This is a genomic window from Mesorhizobium sp. B2-5-11 (assembly GCF_006440835.1).
Lineage (GTDB): Bacteria > Pseudomonadota > Alphaproteobacteria > Rhizobiales > Rhizobiaceae > Mesorhizobium.
Map to the genome: position 1 here is coordinate 108,083 of NZ_VFUK01000009.1, position 20,892 is coordinate 128,974.

At 61.3% G+C, this 20,892-nt stretch carries 18 protein-coding genes and 2 pseudogenes; 17 read left to right on the plus strand and 3 right to left on the minus strand.

The window, feature by feature from the left end:
* Positions 1–11 precede the first annotated feature (11 nt).
* The 10 genes and pseudogenes from FJ490_RS25050 to FJ490_RS25095 all read left to right on the plus strand — a co-directional run bounded on the left by FJ490_RS25050 (position 12) and on the right by FJ490_RS25095 (position 11,442).
* Entirely contained in the window at positions 12–1,001 is a 990-nt protein-coding gene (locus tag FJ490_RS25050; protein ID WP_140499621.1) for an ABC transporter permease, read from the plus strand.
* A complete protein-coding gene (locus FJ490_RS25055) occupies positions 1,001–1,915 on the plus strand; it encodes an ABC transporter permease (RefSeq protein WP_140499619.1) in 915 nt (304 codons plus the stop codon). The genes FJ490_RS25050 and FJ490_RS25055 overlap by 1 nt, the downstream gene beginning before the upstream one ends.
* Positions 1,912–3,783: an ABC transporter ATP-binding protein gene (locus FJ490_RS25060; RefSeq protein ID WP_140499617.1), complete on the plus strand. Its 1,872-nt coding sequence runs from the start codon at positions 1,912–1,914 to the stop codon at positions 3,781–3,783. Before FJ490_RS25055 ends, FJ490_RS25060 begins: the two co-directional genes overlap by 4 nt.
* Before the next feature lie 79 nt (positions 3,784–3,862).
* Positions 3,863–5,446, plus strand: coding sequence for a GMC family oxidoreductase N-terminal domain-containing protein (locus tag FJ490_RS25065; RefSeq protein ID WP_140499615.1), 1,584 nt, complete (start codon positions 3,863–3,865; stop codon positions 5,444–5,446).
* Positions 5,447–5,480: 34 nt separating this feature from the next.
* Complete coding sequence (locus FJ490_RS25070; protein ID WP_140523199.1) at positions 5,481–6,917, plus strand: aldehyde dehydrogenase; 1,437 nt, start codon at positions 5,481–5,483, stop codon at positions 6,915–6,917.
* 18 nt (positions 6,918–6,935) lie between these two features.
* Positions 6,936–8,345: an amidohydrolase gene (locus FJ490_RS25075; protein ID WP_140729073.1), complete on the plus strand. Its 1,410-nt coding sequence runs from the start codon at positions 6,936–6,938 to the stop codon at positions 8,343–8,345.
* 453 nt (positions 8,346–8,798) lie between these two features.
* The gene (locus FJ490_RS25080) at positions 8,799–9,605 is read left to right on the plus strand and encodes an SDR family oxidoreductase (protein ID WP_140523201.1); all 807 of its coding nucleotides are present in this window, start codon (positions 8,799–8,801) and stop codon (positions 9,603–9,605) included.
* Between the two features lie 13 nt (positions 9,606–9,618).
* Positions 9,619–10,563, plus strand: coding sequence for a 3-hydroxyacyl-CoA dehydrogenase (locus tag FJ490_RS25085; protein WP_140523204.1), 945 nt, complete (start codon positions 9,619–9,621; stop codon positions 10,561–10,563).
* A pseudogene (locus FJ490_RS25090) lies at positions 10,560–10,777 on the plus strand (3-keto-5-aminohexanoate cleavage protein); the annotation flags it as partial. The gene FJ490_RS25085 and the pseudogene FJ490_RS25090, both read left to right, overlap by 4 nt.
* A 29-nt stretch (positions 10,778–10,806) precedes the next feature.
* A complete protein-coding gene (locus tag FJ490_RS25095; protein WP_140523207.1) occupies positions 10,807–11,442 on the plus strand; it encodes an AAA family ATPase in 636 nt (211 codons plus the stop codon).
* 57 nt (positions 11,443–11,499) lie between these two features.
* Here the strand turns inward: FJ490_RS25095 and FJ490_RS25100 are convergent, their stop codons facing one another.
* Positions 11,500–12,423 carry a nucleotidyltransferase and HEPN domain-containing protein gene (locus FJ490_RS25100; RefSeq protein WP_140523464.1) on the minus strand — a complete coding sequence of 308 codons (924 nt, stop codon included), beginning with the start codon at positions 12,421–12,423 and terminating at the stop codon, positions 11,500–11,502.
* 407 nt (positions 12,424–12,830) lie between these two features.
* On the opposite strand from FJ490_RS25100, the gene FJ490_RS25105 reads away from it, so the two are divergent.
* The 5 genes from FJ490_RS25105 (at position 12,831) to FJ490_RS25130 (ending at position 17,443) form a co-directional block, all read left to right on the plus strand.
* Positions 12,831–14,084, plus strand: coding sequence for a DNA repair exonuclease (locus tag FJ490_RS25105; protein WP_140729074.1), 1,254 nt, complete (start codon positions 12,831–12,833; stop codon positions 14,082–14,084).
* Complete coding sequence (locus tag FJ490_RS33570) at positions 14,081–14,374, plus strand: AAA family ATPase (protein WP_246674848.1); 294 nt, start codon at positions 14,081–14,083, stop codon at positions 14,372–14,374. Before FJ490_RS25105 ends, FJ490_RS33570 begins: the two co-directional genes overlap by 4 nt.
* Positions 14,275–14,961 (plus strand): AAA family ATPase, encoded by a 687-nt coding sequence (locus FJ490_RS25110; RefSeq protein WP_246674846.1) that lies wholly within the window; start codon positions 14,275–14,277, stop codon positions 14,959–14,961. Before FJ490_RS33570 ends, FJ490_RS25110 begins: the two co-directional genes overlap by 100 nt.
* Before the next feature lie 435 nt (positions 14,962–15,396).
* Positions 15,397–16,245, plus strand: coding sequence for a S8 family serine peptidase (locus FJ490_RS25120; RefSeq protein WP_224656360.1), 849 nt, complete (start codon positions 15,397–15,399; stop codon positions 16,243–16,245).
* 424 nt (positions 16,246–16,669) lie between these two features.
* Positions 16,670–17,443, plus strand: coding sequence for a hypothetical protein (locus tag FJ490_RS25130; RefSeq protein WP_140499601.1), 774 nt, complete (start codon positions 16,670–16,672; stop codon positions 17,441–17,443).
* A gap of 895 nt (positions 17,444–18,338) precedes the next feature.
* On the opposite strand, the pseudogene FJ490_RS33270 reads toward FJ490_RS25130, so the two are convergent.
* Positions 18,339–18,728: pseudogene (locus FJ490_RS33270) on the minus strand (transposase); the annotation flags it as partial.
* Between FJ490_RS33270 and FJ490_RS25135 the strand changes: the two are divergent.
* Positions 18,703–18,948 (plus strand): FCD domain-containing protein, encoded by a 246-nt coding sequence (locus tag FJ490_RS25135; protein ID WP_140523216.1) that lies wholly within the window; start codon positions 18,703–18,705, stop codon positions 18,946–18,948. The pseudogene FJ490_RS33270 and the gene FJ490_RS25135 overlap by 26 nt on opposite strands.
* 85 nt (positions 18,949–19,033) lie before the next feature.
* On the opposite strand, the gene FJ490_RS25140 is transcribed toward FJ490_RS25135, so the two are convergent.
* On the minus strand, positions 19,034–20,041 hold the full coding sequence (locus FJ490_RS25140; RefSeq protein WP_140523218.1) for a LysR family transcriptional regulator: 1,008 nt from the start codon (positions 20,039–20,041) through the stop codon (positions 19,034–19,036).
* A gap of 122 nt (positions 20,042–20,163) precedes the next feature.
* Between FJ490_RS25140 and FJ490_RS25145 the strand changes: the two genes are divergently transcribed.
* Positions 20,164–20,862, plus strand: coding sequence for an HAD-IA family hydrolase (locus FJ490_RS25145; RefSeq protein WP_140523221.1), 699 nt, complete (start codon positions 20,164–20,166; stop codon positions 20,860–20,862).
* Positions 20,863–20,892: the final 30 nt, after the last annotated feature.

Here is a 20,892-nt window from a genome sequence, read left to right on the forward strand (position 1 = left end):
AGCCTGCCGTTATGCTTTTTGCAATAGACTTCTTCGTTCGCCGTCTTGCCCAAGGCGTGATCATTGTGGCGGGCATCGCCCTGTTGATCTTCACCCTGCTGCGCGTGGTGCCCGGCGACCCCGTGCGGCTGATGCTCGGCCCGATGGTTTCGCAGTCCGTGGCGGAGCAGACGGCCAAGGAGCTCGGCCTCCGGGATCCGATAATCGTCCAGTTCGGGCGGTATATGACCCAGATCGTCCGCGGCGATTTCGGCCGATCCTTCGTGCGCAGCGCCCAGGGCGGCAGCACTGGAGGTTCGCGCGGCGAATCGACCTTCGATGCCAGCAACCGGGCGCCGGTCATTGATCTGATCGGCGCGACATTGCCCTACAGCCTGCTGCTGGCCGGCCTGGCCTTCCTGATCTCACTGTCGATCGCGGTTCCGCTCGGCATCTGGGCCGGCCTTAACGCGGGCAGGGCGCCCGACCGATTCGCGCTTTACCTGAGTTCGGTCCTCGTCTCGCTGCCCAATGTATGGCTCGGACTGGTGTTCATTTATTTGTTGTCGGCCAGGACTGGCTGGCTACCTGCAATCGGCTACGAGAACTGGACCTATGCGATCCTGCCGGCCTTGGTCCTGGCGGTGGAACTGATTCCGATCATCGTCCGGTCGCTCTCGGTTTCGGTCTCCTCCAACCTCCTCGAGCCCTATGTCTATGTTGGCCAAATCCGCGGGCTGACCCGACGGCGCATGATCTCGGCGCATGTTCTGCGTAACTCCGGGATACCCCTTCTGAACGTGTTGGGCATCCAGGCGGTCGGCCTGATCCTCGGCTCGCTGTTCGTCGTCGAATACCTCTTCAACTATCCGGGGATCGGCCTGCTCATGATCAATGCGGTGTTCCAGCGCGATTTCCCGATCATCCAGGCGATCGCGATCTTCGCCTGCGCCGGGCTCGTCGGTGTGAACATCCTCGTCGATTTCGCATCGACCACGATCGACAGAAGGCTCCAGTACTGATGTCCGAACACACCATCGTCGACGCGGAAGTCAGCGTTCCCCCAAAAGCCCGAAGCCTCGGCGCTAATATCTTCCTTCAAGCATTCAAGACGCCGGAGTTCCGGGTCGGGGCGGTCATTTTCATCGCCGTGATCCTGCTCTCGGTCGCCGCGCCGGGGCTGCTCGGCCTTTCCGCGACGAAATTCAACGTCGGCCTCAAGTTCTCGCCGCCCTGGCCTGCCGAAGGTTCGGTCTGGCCTCATTTCATAGGGACCGACCAGTTGGGCCGCGATCTTCTAGCCCGATCGCTGATCGGCCTGCGGAACGCCCTGATGATCGGCATTACGAGCGTCATCGGCATGTTCGTTCTAGGTTCGGCGGTCGGGATGGTGGCCGGCTATGTCGGCGGCTGGACCAACCTGATCCTGATGCGCATCACGGATGCGCAGATGTCGATCCCGGTGATCATCCTCGCCATCACCATCCTCGGCGTGACGCGGCCGACGCCGCTGACGGTCATCCTCGTCTTCATCCTCGCGGGCTGGCCAGGCTACGCACGCGTGGCGCGTAGCGTCACCATGTCCGAGCGGCGCAAGGAATATGTGCGCGCCGCCAAGATCCTCGGCGCATCGGACGTCCGGATACTGCTGGTGCATATCGCGCCGAACATCCTGCCCCCGATCGCATTCGTCGCCGTGCTCGACGTCGCGCGCATGATGATCTTCGAAGCCATCCTCGGGTTCATCGGCATCGGCATCCAGCCGCCCACGCCTACATTCGGGACGATCATCGCCGACGGCACCAAGTATCTCCTGAATGCGTGGTGGATCACCACCATTCCCGGCCTGCTGCTGGCGATATCGCTGTGCAGCATCAACCTCATGGGCGGTGCCCTTGAGCGCTCCCGCAACAAGCTACTCCAAGGTGTCCTATGAGCGGGGAGAGTGTAAGCATTCTCGAGATTTCGGGCCTGTCGGTCGATCTAGCGTTGCCAGGCGGCGCAAGGCGCGCTGTTCTTCAGGACGTCAATCTCTCGGTTTCCCAGGACGAGGTCCTCGGCATCATCGGTGAAAGCGGCTCGGGTAAGACCGTCCTGTCGCGCGCACTCGTCAACTGGATAAGCCCGCCGCTGGTCGTGACCGGCGGGACGATTGCCTACCATGGCCGCAACCTGTTCGATCTCGCGCCCGCCGAGATGCAGAGATTGCGAGGGCGCAAGGTGGCCTATATAGGCTCCGACCCTGGCAGCGCACTCGATCCGACCATCCCGGTCGGACAGCAGATCATCGAGAAGCTGCGCGCCGTCGAGCCGGGCATTTCGACTGCGGAAGCCAAGGCGCGCGTGCTTCGTGTCCTCGACGCGGTCCGCATTCCTTCCCCGGCGCAGCGCTTTCACGAATTTCCTTTCCAGTTCAGCGGCGGGATGATGCAGCGCGTGCTGATTGTCGATGCCCTGGTCACCAACCCTGACCTGCTCGTCGCTGACAACATCACGCAGCCGCTCGACGTGACGGTCGCCGCCCAGATTCTTCGCCTACTGAGGGATCTCCAGCGCGATTTTCGCACGGCGGTCATCTTCGTCTCCTCGGCGCTCGGTGTGGTTAACGAGATCGCAGACAACGTCCTCGTGCTCGCCGATGGCCGCGTGGTCGAGTGCCAGCAGACCCGTAAACTGATCGACGAACCCCAGCACAACTACACGCGCAACCTCATCAAGAGCGTGCCGCGCATCTGGGGCGCCGAGCAGGTCACCGCCGCGCCGGGCTTGGCCAAGGACGACACACGCGAAATCATCCTTTCGGTCCGCGACGTCTACCGTTCCTACGCAACCAAGGACCGTGAGAGGCTGTTTGCGTACCGGGTTGTCCAGGCCGTCCGGGGCGTCTCGTTCGACGTCTACAAAGGCGATAATCTTGGCATCGTAGGCGAATCCGGTTGCGGGAAGTCGACGCTTTCGCGTCTACTCAGCCGCCTCGAAGCACCCAATCGCGGCCAGATCCTGTTCAAGGGCCAGGACATCGCGCATCTCGGCCGAAAGAAGCTGCTTGATCTGCGCCGTCGGTTCCAGCTGCTGCTGCAGGATCCCTACAACGCCATCCCGCCACATTTGGCCATTGGCCGGACGATCGCCGAACCGCTGCGCATCCATGGCGGAATGAGCGCCAAGGAGATCGGCGAGAAGGTCGCCTACACGATGAACGAGGTGGGGTTGCGCCCCGAGCTGACGGACAAACTGCCGGTAGGGCTCAGTGCGGGCCAGCGGCAACGCGTCAACATCGCCCGCGCCATGGTGCTGGACCCGGAACTCCTGATCCTCGACGAGACGCTGTCGGCACTCGACCAAGTGGAACAGGGCAAGCTGCTCGATCTTTTCGAGCGTCTGCAGGCCCGCCACGGCATGACCTACATCTATATCTCGCACGATCTGAGCATGGTGCGCCGCGTCTGCAATCGCGTGGCCGTGATGTATCTCGGTCGCATCGCCGAACTCGCCGGCAACGAGGCGACGTTCTTCGATCCCGGCCATCCCTACACGCGAGCCCTGCTCAGTGCGGTTCCGGCGATCGAGCACAAGCCCTACGACACGGCGACCTATCTCCTTGAAGGCGAGCCGCCGGACCCCATCGACATTCCTTCCGGCTGCACCTTCCGCACACGCTGCCCGTTCGCTTTTGACCGCTGCGTCACGGAGGATCCGGCGCTGCTGAAACGAAGCGACGTGGATTACGCCGCGTGCCATCTCGTCGAGGCCGGCTTGTCGGCGCCAAGGCTGATGCCGGCGGTCGATCTGAGCGGCCCGTAACAGCGGCGCAGTCCCTGACCGTCCTGGGCGCCCCTGACCCCGGCGCGGTGCCCCGCAATCCCGATGAGGCAAGCGTATCATGGAATTCGACTATATCGTCGTAGGTTCGGGCAGTGCGGGTTCACCGCTCACCGCCAGGCTTGTCGAAAAGGGTGCGAGCGTCCTTCTCCTCGAAGCGGGCAAGCGCGAGAAGCTCCACCTGACGCGCGTACCGGCCGCGCTCATGTATACGATCGGTAACAACCGGTACGACTGGAACTACGTCACCGAGCCTGATCCGAGCCGTAACGGACTGCAGGAAGCCTGGCCGCGCGGGCGGGTTCCGGGTGGTTCGTCGGCCATCAACGGGATGATCTTCATTCGTGGCGCGGCCGGCGACTACGACGCTTGGGAGGCGCTGGGAAACAAGGGATGGGGCTGGGCCTCCGTGCTTCCCTATTTCCGCAAGATGGAGACGGCGGACGACGACAGGGACAATTCTCACCGCGGCGGGATGGGTCCGCTCCGGGTTTCATCGCTGCGCTGGAAACACCCACTATCGCAGAAATTCATTGACAGCTTCGTCAATGCCGGCGTGCCCCGCAACCCGGACCTGAACGGGAGCTCGCATGAAGGGGTCGCCTGGAATCAAGGGTCCACGACAGGGGGCTTGCGTCATTCGGCGTTCGACGCCTTCGTCCTCCCACGTCTCAAGGACAATAAGTTGACCTTCATGGACGACGCGCTGGTGGAGCGTATCGTCATGGAGGGTAAGCGGGCCTCGGGCGTGGACATCATGCGCGGGGACAAGACAATCCGGGCAACAGCACGCCGCGGTGTGGTCCTGTCTGCAGGCTCCATCAACTCGCCACAGCTCCTAATGCTTTCGGGCATCGGCGATCCGGCCGAACTGAGTCGCCATGGCATCGAAGTGCGCGTCGCCAGCCCCGACGTCGGGCGCAACCTGATGGAGCATCCGGGCCTCTATGTCCGCGCCGAAATGGACGTCAAGACGGGCAATGCCTATGCGTCGGCCCTGGGCCGGCTGCGCGCCGCCGGGCAGTGGGCGCTGTCGCGCAGTGGCGTGCTGAGCGTGCCGACCGCGCAGGTGCTCGCCTTCCTCAAATCCACACCCGAGCAGGAGGTGCCCGACCTCCAGTTCCACCTCTTCCCGTTCGGCTATTTCAGCGAAAGCGGACGCCTGCGCGTCCCCACGCGCAATCTCGTCACCATTCTGGCGAACGTGAATTACCCCAAGAGTACTGGCCGTCTGGAACTACGCAGCAGCGATCCGCGCACGCCGCTCGCGATTTATCCGCGGCTCCTCGACCACCCAGACGACCTGGACTGCGTTCTACGCGGACTGGCCTGGATTCGCCGCCTTGCTTCGACGCCGCCATTCGGAAACCACGTGCGCGAGCTGATCGACGTGCCGCCCGAGGGGGCCGGCCGCGATGCGGAGGAGCAGTATGTGCGCAAGGCAACGGTCCCCTTCCTTCACCCGGTCGGGACCTGCCGGATGGGGATCGACGATAAGGCGGTGGTGACGCCGGAACTGCGCGTGCGCGGCACCGAGAGGCTGTGGGTGGCGGATGCCTCGATCTTTCCGCGCCACATCGCGGGCAACACCAACGCGACTGCAATCATGATCGGCGAGCGGGCGGCGGATCTCATCCATCCCTGATCCCAGGCAAGCCGGAACAGGAGCCAGACGGGCAATGACCAGGAATTTCAAGCACAATTTCATCGGCGGCAGGCGCGTCGACCCGCTCGGCCCGGAGTCCATCGAAGTTCGTTCGCCCTACGACGGCAGCCTGGTCGGCACGGCTCCGCTCGCCGCACAGGCGGACATCGACCTTGCCGTCGACGTGGCGCGCAAAGCGTTCGACGAAGGGCCGTGGCCGCGCATGCCGGTAGCCGAGCGCATCGCGGTCATCCGTAAATTCACCGACCTCTACGAGGCGCGGTCCACGGAATTTGCCCGACTGGTCACGGCAGAAATGGGCGCTCCCGCGTGGTTCGCCGCGGCGATCCAGGCCCTGATCCGTGATCAGGGCCAGGCTTATCTGACCGCGGCCGAACACTATCCCTGGGAAGTGAAGCGCGAGGGCTTCCCGAAAGGGACGTCCATCTGGATCCGCGAACCAGTCGGCGTGGTTGCCGCCATCATCCCCTGGAATGCACCGCATCAGGTCGCGCTAGCGAAACTCTTTCCGGCTCTGCTTGCCGGATGCACGGTGATTCTGAAATTGGCGCCGGAGACGGCGATTGACGGCCAATATCTGGGCGAACTTTTCAGCGAAGCCGGACTGCCGGACGGCGTGCTGAGCATCCTGGTAGCGCACCGGGAAGTGAGCGAGTATCTCGTCACGCATCCGGGAGTGGACAAGATCGGCTTTACCGGGTCGACCGCCGCCGGAAGCCGCATCGCCAGCCTCGCCGGTGCGCAGCTGAAGCGAGTCAGCCTAGAACTGGGTGGCAAGTCCGCGGCGCTCGTCTTAGACGACGCGGATATCGGCGAAACGGTCGAGGCGCTGCGTTACCGCTCGTTTCCGAACAACGGCCAGGTCTGCGTTGCGCAGACTCGGATACTCATATCGCGCCGGCGCCACGATGCCTTCACCTCGGCGCTGGTGGACAATGTTACGGGTATGAAGATCGGGAATCCGGCCGACCCGCAAACTTTCCTCGGTCCGGTTGCTGCCGAGCGCCAGCGCCAGCGGGTCAGTGACTACATCCAGTCTGGGCTGGAAAGCGGCGCGGAACTTGCGACGGGCGGCCTTGGAATGCCGGAAGGCATCAATCACGGCGCCTTCGTGAAGCCGACGGTTTTTGCCAATGTCGACAACAACTCACGCATCGCCCAGGAGGAGATCTTCGGCCCAGTCGTCTGCGTCATCCCCTATGACGGGGTGGATGAGGCAGTGCGGCTCGCCAACGAGTCGGAGTACGGTCTCTCCGGTTCGGTTTGGACGAACGATACTGACCAGGGTCTGGCGATCGCCCGCCGCATCCGCAGCGGCGGGCTGACGATCAACAACGCGGCCTCGGACCTGCTCTCCCCCTTTGGCGGCTTCAAGCGAAGCGGCGTGGGACGCGAGTTCGGCCCGGAAGCCATCAATCACTACATCGAGCACAAGACTGTCGCAGTCTGAGGGAGTTCCGGAGCGATAATGAGCAACGGCCATGGAATATGGATGCATGTCGACGGTCAGGCCGGGCGCTTCATCGAACTGAGCGACAGGGTTTGGGAAACGCCCGAACTGAACTATCAGGAACATCGGTCGTCGGCCGAGCATCTGAAGGCGCTTAACGATCAGGGCTTCCGAGTTGCTACCGGCCTTGCCGGCATGCCGACGGCCATCATGGGCGAGGCAGGCGAAGGCGGCCCGGTCATCGCCTTCCTCGGCGAGTTCGATGCATTGCCGGAGTTAAGCCAGGAAGCCGGCGTAGCGGAACACCGGCGTCTTTCCGGCAATGGACCGGGACATGGCTGCGGACACAATCTGCTCGGGGCCGGCGCACTGCTCGCCGCTACGGCGACGAAGGATTGGCTGGCCGCGAACAGCCTGCCCGGGCGTGTACGCTATTATGGCTGCCCGGCCGAGGAGGGCGGATCGGGCAAGGCGTTTATGGTTCGCGACGGGGTTTTCGCTGACGTCGACGCGGCGCTTTCCTGGCACCCCTTCTCGTTCGCGGGCGTAATGGAGCCGGCCTCGCTCGCTTACGCGATCCTTGATTTTTCTTACACTGGACGGTCCGCCCATGCTGCGGGCTCGCCGCATCTCGGCCGCAGCGCGCTCGACGCCGTTGAGCTGATGAGCGTCGGCGTCAACTATCTGCGCGAACACATCCCCTCCGATTGCCGGGTTCATTACGCCTATCTCAATGCGGGCGGTCCGGCGCCGAACATCGTGCAGGCGGCCGCAATTGTGCGCTACATGGTTCGGTCGCCGCGAGCCTCCGAGGTGTTGATGCTAGTCGAGCGGGTCAAGCGCATCGCGGAGGGTGCAGCGCTGATGAGCGAGACACAAGTGGAGTCGCGCTTTGTCTGTGCGATGAACAGCCTGCTTGGCAATCGCGTTATGGAGGGAGCGATGGCGCAGAATTTCGAGATGCTGGGGCCGCCGGAATTCGATGCGGCTGACCAAGCGTTCGCGGGGCAGATCCAGGCCACGCTGACAAGGGAGCACATCCAATCAGCCTATGCGATGTTCCGGCTTCAGGAGAGTGACAGCGCTCTCAGCGACGGTATCGTCGGCGCCGCTTCCGGTGGCAAGCGGATGCTTGGATCGACTGATGTCGGCGATGTGAGCTGGGCCGTACCGACCGTGCAGGCATATGGCGCGACCTATGCCATCGGCACGCCTTTGCACACATGGCAAGTAACGGCGCAGGGCAAATCGCCACATGCACACAAGGGCATGATCCATGTTGCCAAAGCGCTGGCGGCGACGGCGGCGGACCTCTTTAGCCACCCCGATCTGCTAGCTTCAGCTAAGGAGGAACATGCAGCAAGGTTGGCGCGCGATCCCGCAGTACAGATCCTGCCGCCCCACCTCGCGCCCCCGTTGGACGGCTAGATGTATGATGCCGGGCATCGTGCTCATCTTTGTCGTCCTAATCAAAGGAACCGCTGGAGCGAAGCGACATACTTTGCCCGAAGATGGGATTTCTCCTGGAAGATGTGTGAACGATCCCGTGATAGTGACGGTTGATCGGCCCTCATCAAGCTGTTGCACTGCGATGGGCTTTGAATCACTTCTCCCGATCCTCGGGTTGCCCGGATCTCCATCACTGATGTCGTTCTCTCCTGCCGAAAGGGGACGTCTTTTCGTGCGACTGTCGGTCATCCTCAAGGGTGCGGCGCGCGGTAGCTTTCCTCACGCGCTATCGATCCGTCCTACCTTGTTGGCGAGAGCGACTGTGACCTGCCGTTCCGGTTTACGCTCAAGCAACTCGTCCGCCCAAGTGCTGACGGTCGTCACTTTTCGCCGGGTGTATCATTTCCGGCCGAGCTTGTCAGAGGGACGATCATGAGTTCGAGCGCGCCATACTCCGCAAACGAATTTCTGGCTGGGCTGAAAGGCCAGCGCGTTCTGGTGACAGCGGGTGCGGGGGGCATCGGTTTTGCCATAGCCGACACGCTGTCGCGGCTCGGCGCCCGCGTCGTTGTCTGCGACGTTTCCGACGAAGCGCTCGCCGCTGCGCCCGACAAGATCGACCTGATCGCGGCAGTGAAGGCCGACGTCTCGCGCGACGATAACGTCGACCGGCTGTTCGAGGCGGTCGAGAAAGAACTCGGCGGGCTCGATGCGCTGATCAACAATGCCGGCATTGCCGGGCCGACAGGCGGTGTCGACGAGATCGATCCGGACGACTGGCGGCGCTGCATCGACATCTGCCTGACCGGCCAGTTCCTGTGCGCCCGGCGCGCCGTGCCGCTGATCAAGGCGGCGGGCGGGGGCTCGATCGTGTCGATGTCGTCGGCGGCTGGCCGCCACGGCTATGCGTTCCGCACGCCCTATTCGGCGGCCAAGTGCGGTGTCATCGGTTTCACGCAAAGCCTCGCCAAGGAGCTTGGGCTGCACGGCATCAGGGTCAACGCCATCCTGCCCGGCATCATCGAGGGACCCCGCATCGAAGGTGTTATCTCGGCGCGCGCCAAGCAGGTCGGTATCAGCCACGAGGAGATGACCGATCGTTATCTCCAAAACATTTCGCTGCGTCGCATGACCAGCCCTTATGATGTCGCGTCGATGGTCGCCTTCCTGCTGTCGGACGCCGGCATCAACATTTCCGGGCAGTCGCTCGGCGTCGACGGCAACGTCGAAACGCTCTGAGGAGGGCCGATCCATGGCAAAGGTTGCGATTGTCGGCAGCGGTTTCATTGGGCGGGCCTGGGCGATCAGCTTCGCTCGCGCCGGCCATGACGTGCGGATGTGGGACCAGTCGCCCGCCGCGACGGGCGGCGCGCGCGACTACATAGAAGGCGTGCTTGGCGATCTTTCTTCGAACGACCTGCTGCGTGGGCAGTCCGTCGACACCGTGCTTGGCCGCATCGCCATCGCGGTCGAACTGGAGGAGGCGCTGGCTGGAGCAATCCATGTCCAGGAGAACACGCCTGAAAACCTCGATGTGAAGCGGGAAGTGTTCTCCCTGATCGACAGTCTGGCCGGCCCGCAAACGGTGATCGCCAGTTCCACCTCGGCGCTGTTGCCGTCGAAGTTCACCGACCATCTGCAGGGGCGGCACCGCTGCCTGGTCGTGCATCCGATCAATCCGCCCTACCTCATTCCGGCGGCCGAGGTGGTGCCAGCGCCATGGACGTCCGCTGAGACGCTGGAAAGAACCCGCGCCTTCCTTATCGATGCCGGTCATGCGCCGCTGGTGATGAAGCGCGAGCTCGACGGTTTCATCATGAACCGGTTGCAGGGCGCCTTGCTTGAGGAAGCCTTCCGGCTCGTCGACGGCTATGCCAGCGTCGAGGATGTCGACATCGGCATCCGCGACGGGTTGGCTTTGCGCTGGTCATTCATGGGGCCGTTCGAGACCATCGACCTCAATGCGCCCGGCGGCGTGCGCGATTATGTCGATCGCTACCAGGGCATCTACTCCAACATCTTCCCGCAGATGCTGCGCCGGGTCGACTGGGCGGGCGAGGTCATGGCAACCGTCGAGGCCGAGCGCAGCAAGCGCCTGCCAAGGAAAAAACTGGGTGACCGGCAGGTCTGGCGGGATCGCCGGCTGATGGCGCTGGCGGCACACAAGAAAAAATCGGATCAGGAGTTCGGACAATGAAAGAAACCAGCCGCAAGCCCGGCGCGACGGCGACCAGGTCATCATCACCTGTGCGGTGACCGGGGCGATCCACACCCCGACCATGTCGCCCTACCTGCCGATCACACCGGACCAGATCGCGTCGGAGGCGATCGCCGCGGCCGAGGCCGGTGCCGCGATCCTGCATTTGCACGCGCGAGACCCGGAAACCGGCAAGCCCGACCAGACACCCGAGGACTCGGAAAGACTGTAGCGCTCAACTGGATAGCCGCCCAAAGCGGAGCTGCCTATTGTGAGGTTGCGCAGCATACCAAGGCTATCAGGCCGATGTTCCTGATGCTGCACGACGCCTACGGCGTCCAAAGGGACAGCAAGCACACATACGATCTTGCGAAGGATTGCATGAATTTTTTGGGCGCCCGATACGGCCCGACGCGCCCGTTGCTGGTGGACGAATATCAGAACTTCACACCCACTGTTTTGCGGGAGCTGCTGCATCTTCAGGAGCGATGCGGCTTCGCTTTACTGCTCGCCGGCAACACTCATCGGTTAGCGGGCACGAGGCGTGATACCCATGCTATGGATCAGATCGAAAGCCGTATCGGCATGCGTTTCGAGATCGGGCAGCCGACGCGGGAGGACTGCTTGAGGATTGACGCCGAACACAACGTTGAAGGAGCCGACGCCTACGTGGCAATCGCCACCTACGGGCAAAACACCTCCCTTCGCGCGCTGTGCCATCTCCTCCAGAATTGCGCTGCGGGTACCAGCGGCTTCGGCAGCATTCGTCTTCCCCGGATAGAGACCACGCTTCGCGGCATGTCGTGCGGCAGCGATGTGCTCAAGGTTCTATACGAGTGCCGAAACGACTTCGCACACGACGTGGGCAGCCCCACTTAAATTCGGACGACGACAGATAATTCCGAACATCACACCGGAATTGGTGCAATCGCGAAGTTAGCCCGCTTGCTGATCAGCCGTATTTGCCTCGCTCCTCAATTTTTCAAGCCGTGATCGGCAGATCATTTCGATACGATCGATCAACTCGGAGACCCGCTTGGCAAGCCACTGGAGCGCTTCGCGAGTGATCTCGAAGTGCCTCGAATAGCGCGCTTTCACATAAGCCTCGTTGATGACGTTGAACCAAGCTACGAAACGCTGCTGGTCGCGGGGCCAAACTTCGGCAAGTTCCTGTGCTTGATCTTCAGCGAGGCTGCGAAGGAATTTGACGTTGTGAGAGGCAGGGCTGTAATTTGTTAGAACCAACAACAACACCGCGTAGGCCTGCTCGATTGATTGGTGAAGGAGAAAGGCCGCTTCCTTGAAATTGGATTCGCTGAGAAGAAATCCAGCTGTCTTTGCAAATACTCGGGCGTGCGGCAGCCTGTCTTCGAGGTGTTCGGCTGCTAATTGGAATGCATCGGCCGGCTTCGTAGGTGCCGGATGCGCCAGCGATTCTTCGTCGAGCTCGTAGAGGACAATTCCCTCGCGACGGATGTCGACAAAGAAGTACTGACCCTCCCTGAGGGCAGTGTTCACCTCCCGGCGGGAATGTACAATGAAGCTGACTGGCGTGCTGATTTCGCGCATCAACCGGTCTGCTGCCGTCTGCCAATAGCCGGCAAAATCGGTCAGTTTGCGATTGTTCACCACCACAAGCAGGTCGAAATCCGAACGGTAGCCCTTCCTGGTATGCGGCTCGTCGACCCAGCCACCACGTGCATAGGACCCGAAAAGTATGATCTTGAGAATGCGCCCGCGCTTTTTGAAGTCGGTCATCCCTCCCTTGAGGGCATCCTCAAACTCCTCGAGGAGCAGCTCAACCGTCTTTCTCAGCTCGCGCTGCTTTGGTGGCGGGAGGTGGTCGATGCTGGATTTCATAAACAAGGATCTGTCGTCCATCGTGTGTGCATAGCCGAGACGAGGCCCCGAATCCACACACTGCCTCGTTCGGCCGAATTGAGCAACGCACACCGTGCGACATCAAATGGAAGAGTTGTTAAGTCAGCATCCTAAACATTGCAGAGGGATTTAAGCTCATCACGTATCACTGCAATGTTGGGGGTATCGTCAATACATTGCCCCACCATTTCCCAGCGCTTTTATCTGTGGAGGGTCTGTCCCGCAGCGTCGCGCTCGGTCCTCGAATAAGCGAACAGACTTCTAGCTCGGAAGATGTCGGCGAACTCATGCGGAAGGGGGGCGGCGGTATCGGCCGCCGGATTTTCTTAAGATTTTCCCTGTCGAGCCGCGGTCGAACACCGGTATGTTCAAACCGGAGATTTCCAATGCCATTTCGATTCGTCGACACCGCCGACATCCACCTCGACTCGCCGCTGCGTTCGCTGGCGATGCGAAACCCCGACCTTGCCGAACTCGTCGGAGACGCCAGCCGTCAGGCGTTTGTCTCGATCGCTGACCTCTGCCTCACGGAACGTGTCGATGCCCTGGTCATTGGCGGCGATCTCTATGATGGCGATCAGACTTCGATGAAAACGGCCCGCTTCCTGGCGTCACAGATGACACGGCTTCATCAGGCCGGCATCAGGGTTTTCAAGATCCGTGGCAATCATGACGCCCTGTCGCGGATATCGAAACAGCTGGTGTTCCCTGACACGGTCACGATCTTCGGCGCCCAGACCGTGCTGCAGACAGCCGGCGGGCTTGACGTCATGTTCCACGGCTTGAGCTTTGCCAGCCCCAAGGCGCCGGACAGTCTACTCCCGAAGTACTCAGCGCCGCGCGAGGGCGCGGTCAATGTCGGTATCATGCATACCAGCCTGGCCGGATCGCCGGGCCACGACGTCTATGCCCCCTGCAATGTCGCTGACCTGCACGGCCACGGTTTCGACTACTGGGCGCTTGGGCACATCCATGTCCGCCAAGTCCATCCCGGGGCAAGCACCGTGGTGATGCCAGGAATTCCACAGGGCAGGGACATCAACGAGGCCGGCGAGAAATCCGTCACCCTGGTGACGATACAAGACGACCGCACCATCGAGATCGAGGAAAGGCTCACCAGTATCGCGCAATTCGAGCGGGTGAACGTCGACGTGACCGAAACGGTGGAATGGTCCGAGATCGTCGAGCGTGTCCGATCCGCGCTCGAAGATGTGCGCGCCTCCGTTAGATCCCGTCATGCTGTGGTTCGCCTCGGCCTGACCGGGGCGTCACCTCTATCGTGGGCACTGATCCGCGACCGGGATCTGCTGCTCGCGGAAGCTGAGCAGGTCGCGGACCAGGTAGGCGAAACCTGGGTGGAGAAGCTCGAACTTAACGTCTCGCCACCCGCAGCCGAAACATCCGAGGGCGTCGCCGATCCGATTTTCGAGCTCGCAGAGTCCATGCGCGCCGATGCCGGCTCGGAAGCCTTCCGTGCCGAGGCGAGGGCGTTGGTCCAAAAGATGATCGCGGATTTTCCGCCTGACGGGCGCGATTTCGCCGGCAAGGACGAGACTGAGCAGGAGTTGTTCCTGGAGAGGGTGGTTGCCAGCGGCGCCGACCTTGTTACCGCCCGCCTCAAGGCCGGTGGGTCACAATGAGGCTGCGGCGACTTGATCTCATCCGTTATGGCAAGTTCACCGACAGGACGATCGACTTCGGGCCGAAACCGGAATCCGGTCCCGACCTGCATGTCGTCTTCGGCCTGAATGAGGCCGGCAAGTCGACGGTGCTTTCCGGCTATCTCGAGATCTGCTGTTCGGCATCGAGGAGCGCAGCCGCTACAATTTCGTGCACGAGTACAGCGCAATGCGCATCGGCGGGGTGCTCGAACTTGGCGGCGCGGAGCAGATTTTCACACGCACCAAACAGCGCACCAACTCGTTGCTGAACGCGACTGGCCAACCAGTCAGCGAAATGGCGATATCATCCCATCTCGCCGGCCTGTCGCGCGACGCCTACGAGACCATGTTCTCGTTGGACGACGAAACGCTGGAAGCAGGTGGAAAATCAATCCTGGAATCGCGCGGTGACCTCGGCAAGCTGCTGTTCACGGCCAGCGCCGGCCTCGGGCATGCAAGCGATACATTGAGCCTGCTCGAGGCCGAGGCGGACAGGCTCTATCGCAAGCAGGCACACGGAACCGAGCTTGCTCTGTTCAAGAAGCGGCTTGCGGAACTGAAGTCGAGGAGGGAGGCGATCGACACCTTGGCGTCGACCTTCGAAACCCTTGAGACAGAGCGCCTGGACGCGACAGAAAACTACGACCGCAGCATCGCCGAGCGGTCGGTGCTGTCGGCCAGGCTCGATACGATCGCGAATTATCTTCGCGCGATCCCGATCCTTGCCGATATCCGACGCAAGCAAGCCCAGCTGGCCGAGTTGCCAGAGATCGCTTCACCGTCACGGACCTGGACGGGCAGCGTCGCCGACATGATCGAGATCGACGCCAGCCTGAGAACGCGTCTGCCGTCCTGATGCAGCATCATGACCCGACGAGTCGAATTCTTGCCCAGACGCCGATCGAGCAAGCCAGCTTCCCCAGCCTTTTCGTACCGATCGCGGTAGCGTCGGAATTGCCGCTCCGACATGCCAAGCAACTCGCCTGCCTCCATCATCGAAAGATCGCCGCCATTCCAGCGGCTCAAAACGTCCCGAAACTTTTGCATTCTCCGGTCCTGTAGCCATGCCGTCCGCTTCATCCCCAGCCTCCATCCGCTGGCGATAAAACCGGACAACTCACGTGCTACCTAATCCGGACAACTCATCTGCTTACGACATTGCAACCGGATGGGGTTGCGTTATTCCTTGCGGCGTGTAGGATAAAAAAGATGCTGGGAGGTCGATCGCGACGATCGTCCAACGCAGATGGCGCCCTCTGCTTCTTTAGCCTTAGTCAGCCTCACCGCGTTGATGGAACGCGGCAGCGGTAGCCCGGAAGTGAAGATCGGGCTCATCGATGGACCTGTCGTTACCCAACATCCCGATCTGACAGGCGAACACCTCCACGAGATCCTCGGAAGCAGCGGTGGCACATGCACCCAAGCTAACAGCGCGGCGTGCCTACATGGAACGTTTGTGGCCGGCATCTTATCGGCCCGGCGGAGTTCCGCTGCGCCCGCCATTTGCCCCGATTGTACCCTACTCATACGCCCTATTTTCACCGAGACGACCGCCGGGCGCGAACATATGCCCAGTGCAACACCCCGGGAGCTTGCCACGGCGATTGTCGAATGCATTGGCTCAGGCGCGCGAGTAATCAATTTAAGCCTCGCCCTTGCGCAACCTTCGGTTAAAGACGAGCAGGCGTTGGAAGAGGCGCTCAATCTCGCCGTCAGCCGCGGCGTCATAATCGTTGCAGCTGCGGGCAACCAAGGCACGCTTGGAAGTTCCGCCATCACCCGCCACCCGTGGGTCATCCCGGTGGTGGCCTGTGATTTTCGAGGTAGGCCGATCGACGAATCGAACCTGGGTAGTTCCATCGGCAGGCGGGGTTTTCGCGCGCCCGGCGACAGCATTACCAGTCTCGGCAGCGAGGGCCAGTCGCTTGCGCTCGGTGGAACAAGTGTTGCGGTGCCCTTTGTGACCGGTGCGATTGCACTTCTATGGTCGGAATTTCCTTCTGCGACCGCGGTACAAATCAAGCTCGCCCTGACCCAAGCCTCCACCTCGCGACGTGCTTCCGTCGTTCCACCTTTACTGGATGCCGCGGCGGCCTACCAAGTACTATTGGTGACAAATGGGAGGAGGCGAACAGCGTGACAAAGGCAAATGAAGGCAACGACTCGCCAAACCAGAGCGAACATCCGCCTTACCGGGTACGCCTGCCTGGATTTATCACCGACGAGGAAATCGGGTTAGGCGATGCGGTTGGACGAGCTACCTCCTATCTGGGGATACAATCCTGCGGAGGCTGTGAACGCCGGGCGGCCGCGCTAAACCGCCGGTTTGTCTTCACCGGCCGTGCCCATTAACCCAGATCCATTGATCTGTGATGTGATGAATGAGGATTACTATGGAACAAGAATCGACAGAACGGTCGACAGGTCATGATGAGGCAAGATGCGATGCCGCTGTGTTCACGGCCGCCTACGGTCCCGCTGGGGAGGAAAACCTCCGATCGTCGTCGACCTCTCCACTCTCGAGGGAGACGCCCTGCCCAACCTGCGCAGGAGGCGCGAACTCCATGTCCCTCTCTTATGTTTACGCCATTGGTCGGGTCGAAGCGCGTTTCCCGAACCTCGCCGCGGAAAAGGAATTTGCCCAGGCGACAGGACGCACGGAGACCGCCGGGAAGACCGATCAACAGACCTTCTACGCCGTGCTATCCAAGCGCGAGCACCGCTACCTAGTGCGCCAACTATGCTGGGTCCTGACCATCCAGGGGCTGGAAACTTACCTACTGCAGCCACGCGATCCGGCGGACATTGATCTGCTGGTGGAAGCCACTCGTCCCGCCCCTAGCCCTAATGACATCGATGTTGTCATCGGTATGCGCGGTCCCATCGCGCCGCCGCAAATGTGTAATGGCCTGATGGTACCCATCGTCGCATTCGATCAAATCTACTCCTTCGACCGCGACGCCCTTATCAAAGCCATCCCGAAGCCGGAGAAAACCACTGCCCAGCAGTTCGGACCGGCGGCCGAGGAACTGTTCGGCAGGATCATGCAGCTGACGGACAATGCCGGCGCGACCGACGAGCACCGCGCCTTGAACTACCTGGCCATGCGCTATCCCGCTATCTATGGCAAGGCCGCTGAGGAATTTGGGCGGGACTTTTCGTTGACCGGGGTGGAAGTGCGCCCCTCGCCCTTGAGCGCCACCCGCAACATCGTTGACGTGATCTTCTCTTATACCAACCGCAACAGCGATTTTACAGAGAAGTTCTCTACGCGCTGCGACGTAACCGAAGAATTTCCGTTCCTCGTCGCGAAGATGTCGCCGTACTATGACCGTTAAATCTAGCTAAGTGTAAGGAGATACAAAATGAATATGCCTGGATTTACTGCAGAAACATCGCTATGCAAGACGAGAGGTCACTACCAATCTGCAATAAACCAACCCTACAACAATATTGGAGAAGGAGTGATGGCTCAATTGCGCGGCGGCGGCGGAGGCATGATTGGGGGAGGTGGTGTGCTCTTTGGGTTTTGGTCATGCCTTGCATGTACTACTGCTTGTTCAATACTTACTGCTGGCGATATACCGGCATGTTTGACCGCATGTTATGCGTCTGGCTTCTGCTAAGCGCAATTCAGAAGGTTCGTTCGCAAGATCCGGATCGCCCGTTCATGCGGGCGCTCCTTGGTTAAAGCGTTCCTGCATGTTGGCGGACTGAAGTTTGTGTCGACAAATCGGGAGTTAGTCTGGTCAAATGCTATGATCGATAAAACCAACAAAGGAGGCGATCAAAATGAATATTCCTGGATTTGCTGCAGAAGCCGCTCTCTTACAAGAAAGAACCGGGCGCTACCGACTCATGCGATTTCCGATTCAAGCAGGGCCAATTACGCCGAGTCATGAAGGACGTTTGCGCAAACCGGTGAATCCCCAAGCGCTGAATTGGGGAGGAAGTCGACCAGGGAGCTGTGTGGACCGTTGTTTGGCGTCGTGCCCAAGGGACTCCGTCGGTGGAATCGAGGTCGCGTGTGCCCTCAACTGCCTTTGGATCTGCTCCGGATCTCGAGTTCTTGGGTATGCTTCCTTTGCCGCCACCTGAGTGCCGGTGCCCGTGGGCAAAGTTGGCGTCCGCGGACCCCACCCTAGTGGCAATCCGCATCGACATTTTCTTTTGAGGTATTTTGATAGTCACTTCCTCCTCTCGGCCAGCCAAACCGGTTGAGAACCGCTTCTCCATGCCGATCTCGATGTCGACCATGTTGAGCCAACTGGCGTGCTTGGGCGCATAGTGGAATTCGATGCGCCTGAGCAGGCGGCGCGCTTCCGATGACGGGAAGGCCGCATAGAGGACGGCGGGCGTGTGTCGACAGATTGACCAGCACGATCTGATGTACTCGGCCTTTGGGAAGTGGAGATCGACGAGTGCATGCAGAGCGCGAAGTCATCGGAGGTTCGCCGCTCGGTCACCTTGACGTTCCCCCATGACCGATGGGCATCGAGGCAAACGAAGAGATTGGCGGTGCCGTTGCGGCGATACTTCGTAATCGATACGCTGCGGCTTTCGCGATGCGGCGCCGTTCGGCTGGCGAAGTTCGCCGATGAGCTGGATCGGGCTCTTGTCGAACAAACGACCGGTCGTCGGGGGATCGGGAGCTGAGACGCTCGAGGCGCAGCGCCAGATGACGCATGATCCCGTCCGGTTGCAGATTTCCGACGCCGAATTCCACCACGCCATCTGTCGGGCCGGCGGCAATCCGCTTCTGGCCGATTTTCTGCACAAGATGTATTCGTTCGGCCTGGAATTCCGCCGCCGGGGCTTTTGGCGAAGGGCGCCGTGTCACTGAGCGTCCGCGATCACACCCGAATACTCGACGGCCTTGAAAAGCGCGATGCCGCCGCAGCCGTTGGAGCAATGGAGAAACACCCTTATCAGAATCCGCCGCAAGACGCTGGATGGGATGAACTCCTGATCGGATTACGGCCATTTTCCTGGCGCGATGGATCGGCACCAAGTTCAAGGCCAGGATACTGCGCGTCGACGCGCTTCATATCGGTGGTGAATTCGGTATCTATCCAATCGCAGATCTCGGAAACTACAGGAGTCTCCTGCTTGCGGGCGATGACCAGTTCGCAGGTCCGGCCGGTCTTCATGACCGGGCCTACCGGCACCAGGACACCGCGCGCCAGGTGATGCGACACGACGTTGAGCCAGCCGAGAGCGACGCCCTGCCCGAGCAGGGCGGCCTGGACCACGACTGTATAGTCCGAAAACTGCAGCCCGCCCGCCGTGCCATTTGCCGTGTTCTCCGAAAACAGGCCCGACCAGTCCGGTTCTGCCGTGCTGAGATTGATGATCCTGTCGAGCGCCGGCATGAACGTGCCGGTGGGCGCCTGTTTTTCCGGCAGGTGAGGAGCGCGGATCGGCACCAGCAATTCCGGCATCAGCTTGCGCGCGACGTGCCGGGCGTTGCTGCCATGATCGAAGCGCATCGCAATATCGACACCGTCCACGGCTCCGCCAAGCGGTCCGCTGATCAGCTGAAAGCGGATATCGACTTTCGGGAATCTCGACTGGAACAGCGCTAGCCTGGGCATGAACCAGTGCGTGGCGAAGGCAGACGACACCGAAAGAACCACTGTCCGCATTCCCGACTGCCTTGACTGCTGCACCCGCAGGACTGTTCGCTCGATTTCGTCGAAGCTGCCCGAAATTCCCGAAAAAAGCACGCTGCCCTGCTCCGTCAGGACGGCGCCGGAAGCGGTCCGGTGGAAAAGCGCGACGCCCAGATGGGCCTCCAGCCGCCCGATCGTGCGACTGACAGCCGGGCCGGTGACGCAAAGTTCCTGTGCGGCACGAGCAAAGGTCCCGCAGCGTACGGCCGCCTCGAAGGTCACGAGCGCATTGAGCGAAGGAAGCAGGTGTCGAAGGCGGGACATTACAAAATGTAAGCTCCCCGATCAGCATTTGTGGAATTGCGGCGACGCATCCTCTTCTGTTCATTGAACGCAAGCTTCCGCCGGTCGGAAGCCGGTTTCAGCGAGGAAGAGAGGCAGGTCTGATGTCCTTCAAGCAATTCAAAATTTTGACATTCGACGTCGTGGGGACGCTCATCGATTTCGAGAAAGGCATTCTCGACGCGTTCCGCTCGATCGGGGGAAAGGCTGCCGAGGGGCTGAGCGACGACGATCTCTTCGCCCCCTATCTTGAAGGGCGCGTCGATCATCCCGGCCGCTCCAGCCAGGTGATGGCGGACGTCTACCTCCATGTGGCCCATAAGCTCGGCCTGCCTGCGGACCAGCGCTCGGCCGACGCTTTCCAGATTGCCGTGCTGCGCTGGCCGGCATTCGAGGATTCCGCCGAGGCACTCAAGCGGCTGCGCCGGCATTTCCGCCTGGTCGCCATGACGAACGCCGACCGCGTTGCCTTCAGCGCCTACTCGCACACGCTGGGGACCCCTTTCCACGACGCCGTCACGATGGACGACGCCAGATGCGCCAAGCCTGACCCACGCTTCTTCTCGCATAATCTCGGGCGGCAATCCGCCTTCGGCTATCGCCAGGAGGACATGCTGCACGTTGCACAGAGCCAGTATCATGATATCGGCGTTGCCCGCTCGCTCGGTTACAAGGTCTGCTGGATCGAGCGGCGGATGCACCTGGAAGGCTATGGCGGCACACCGCATCCGGGCGAAGTGACGAAGCCGGATTTCCATTTCGCCACACTGCGCGACCTCGCCGACGCCGTCGAGCGGGAATAGCTCCGCCGGCGCCCAAGGGAGGACGATGCC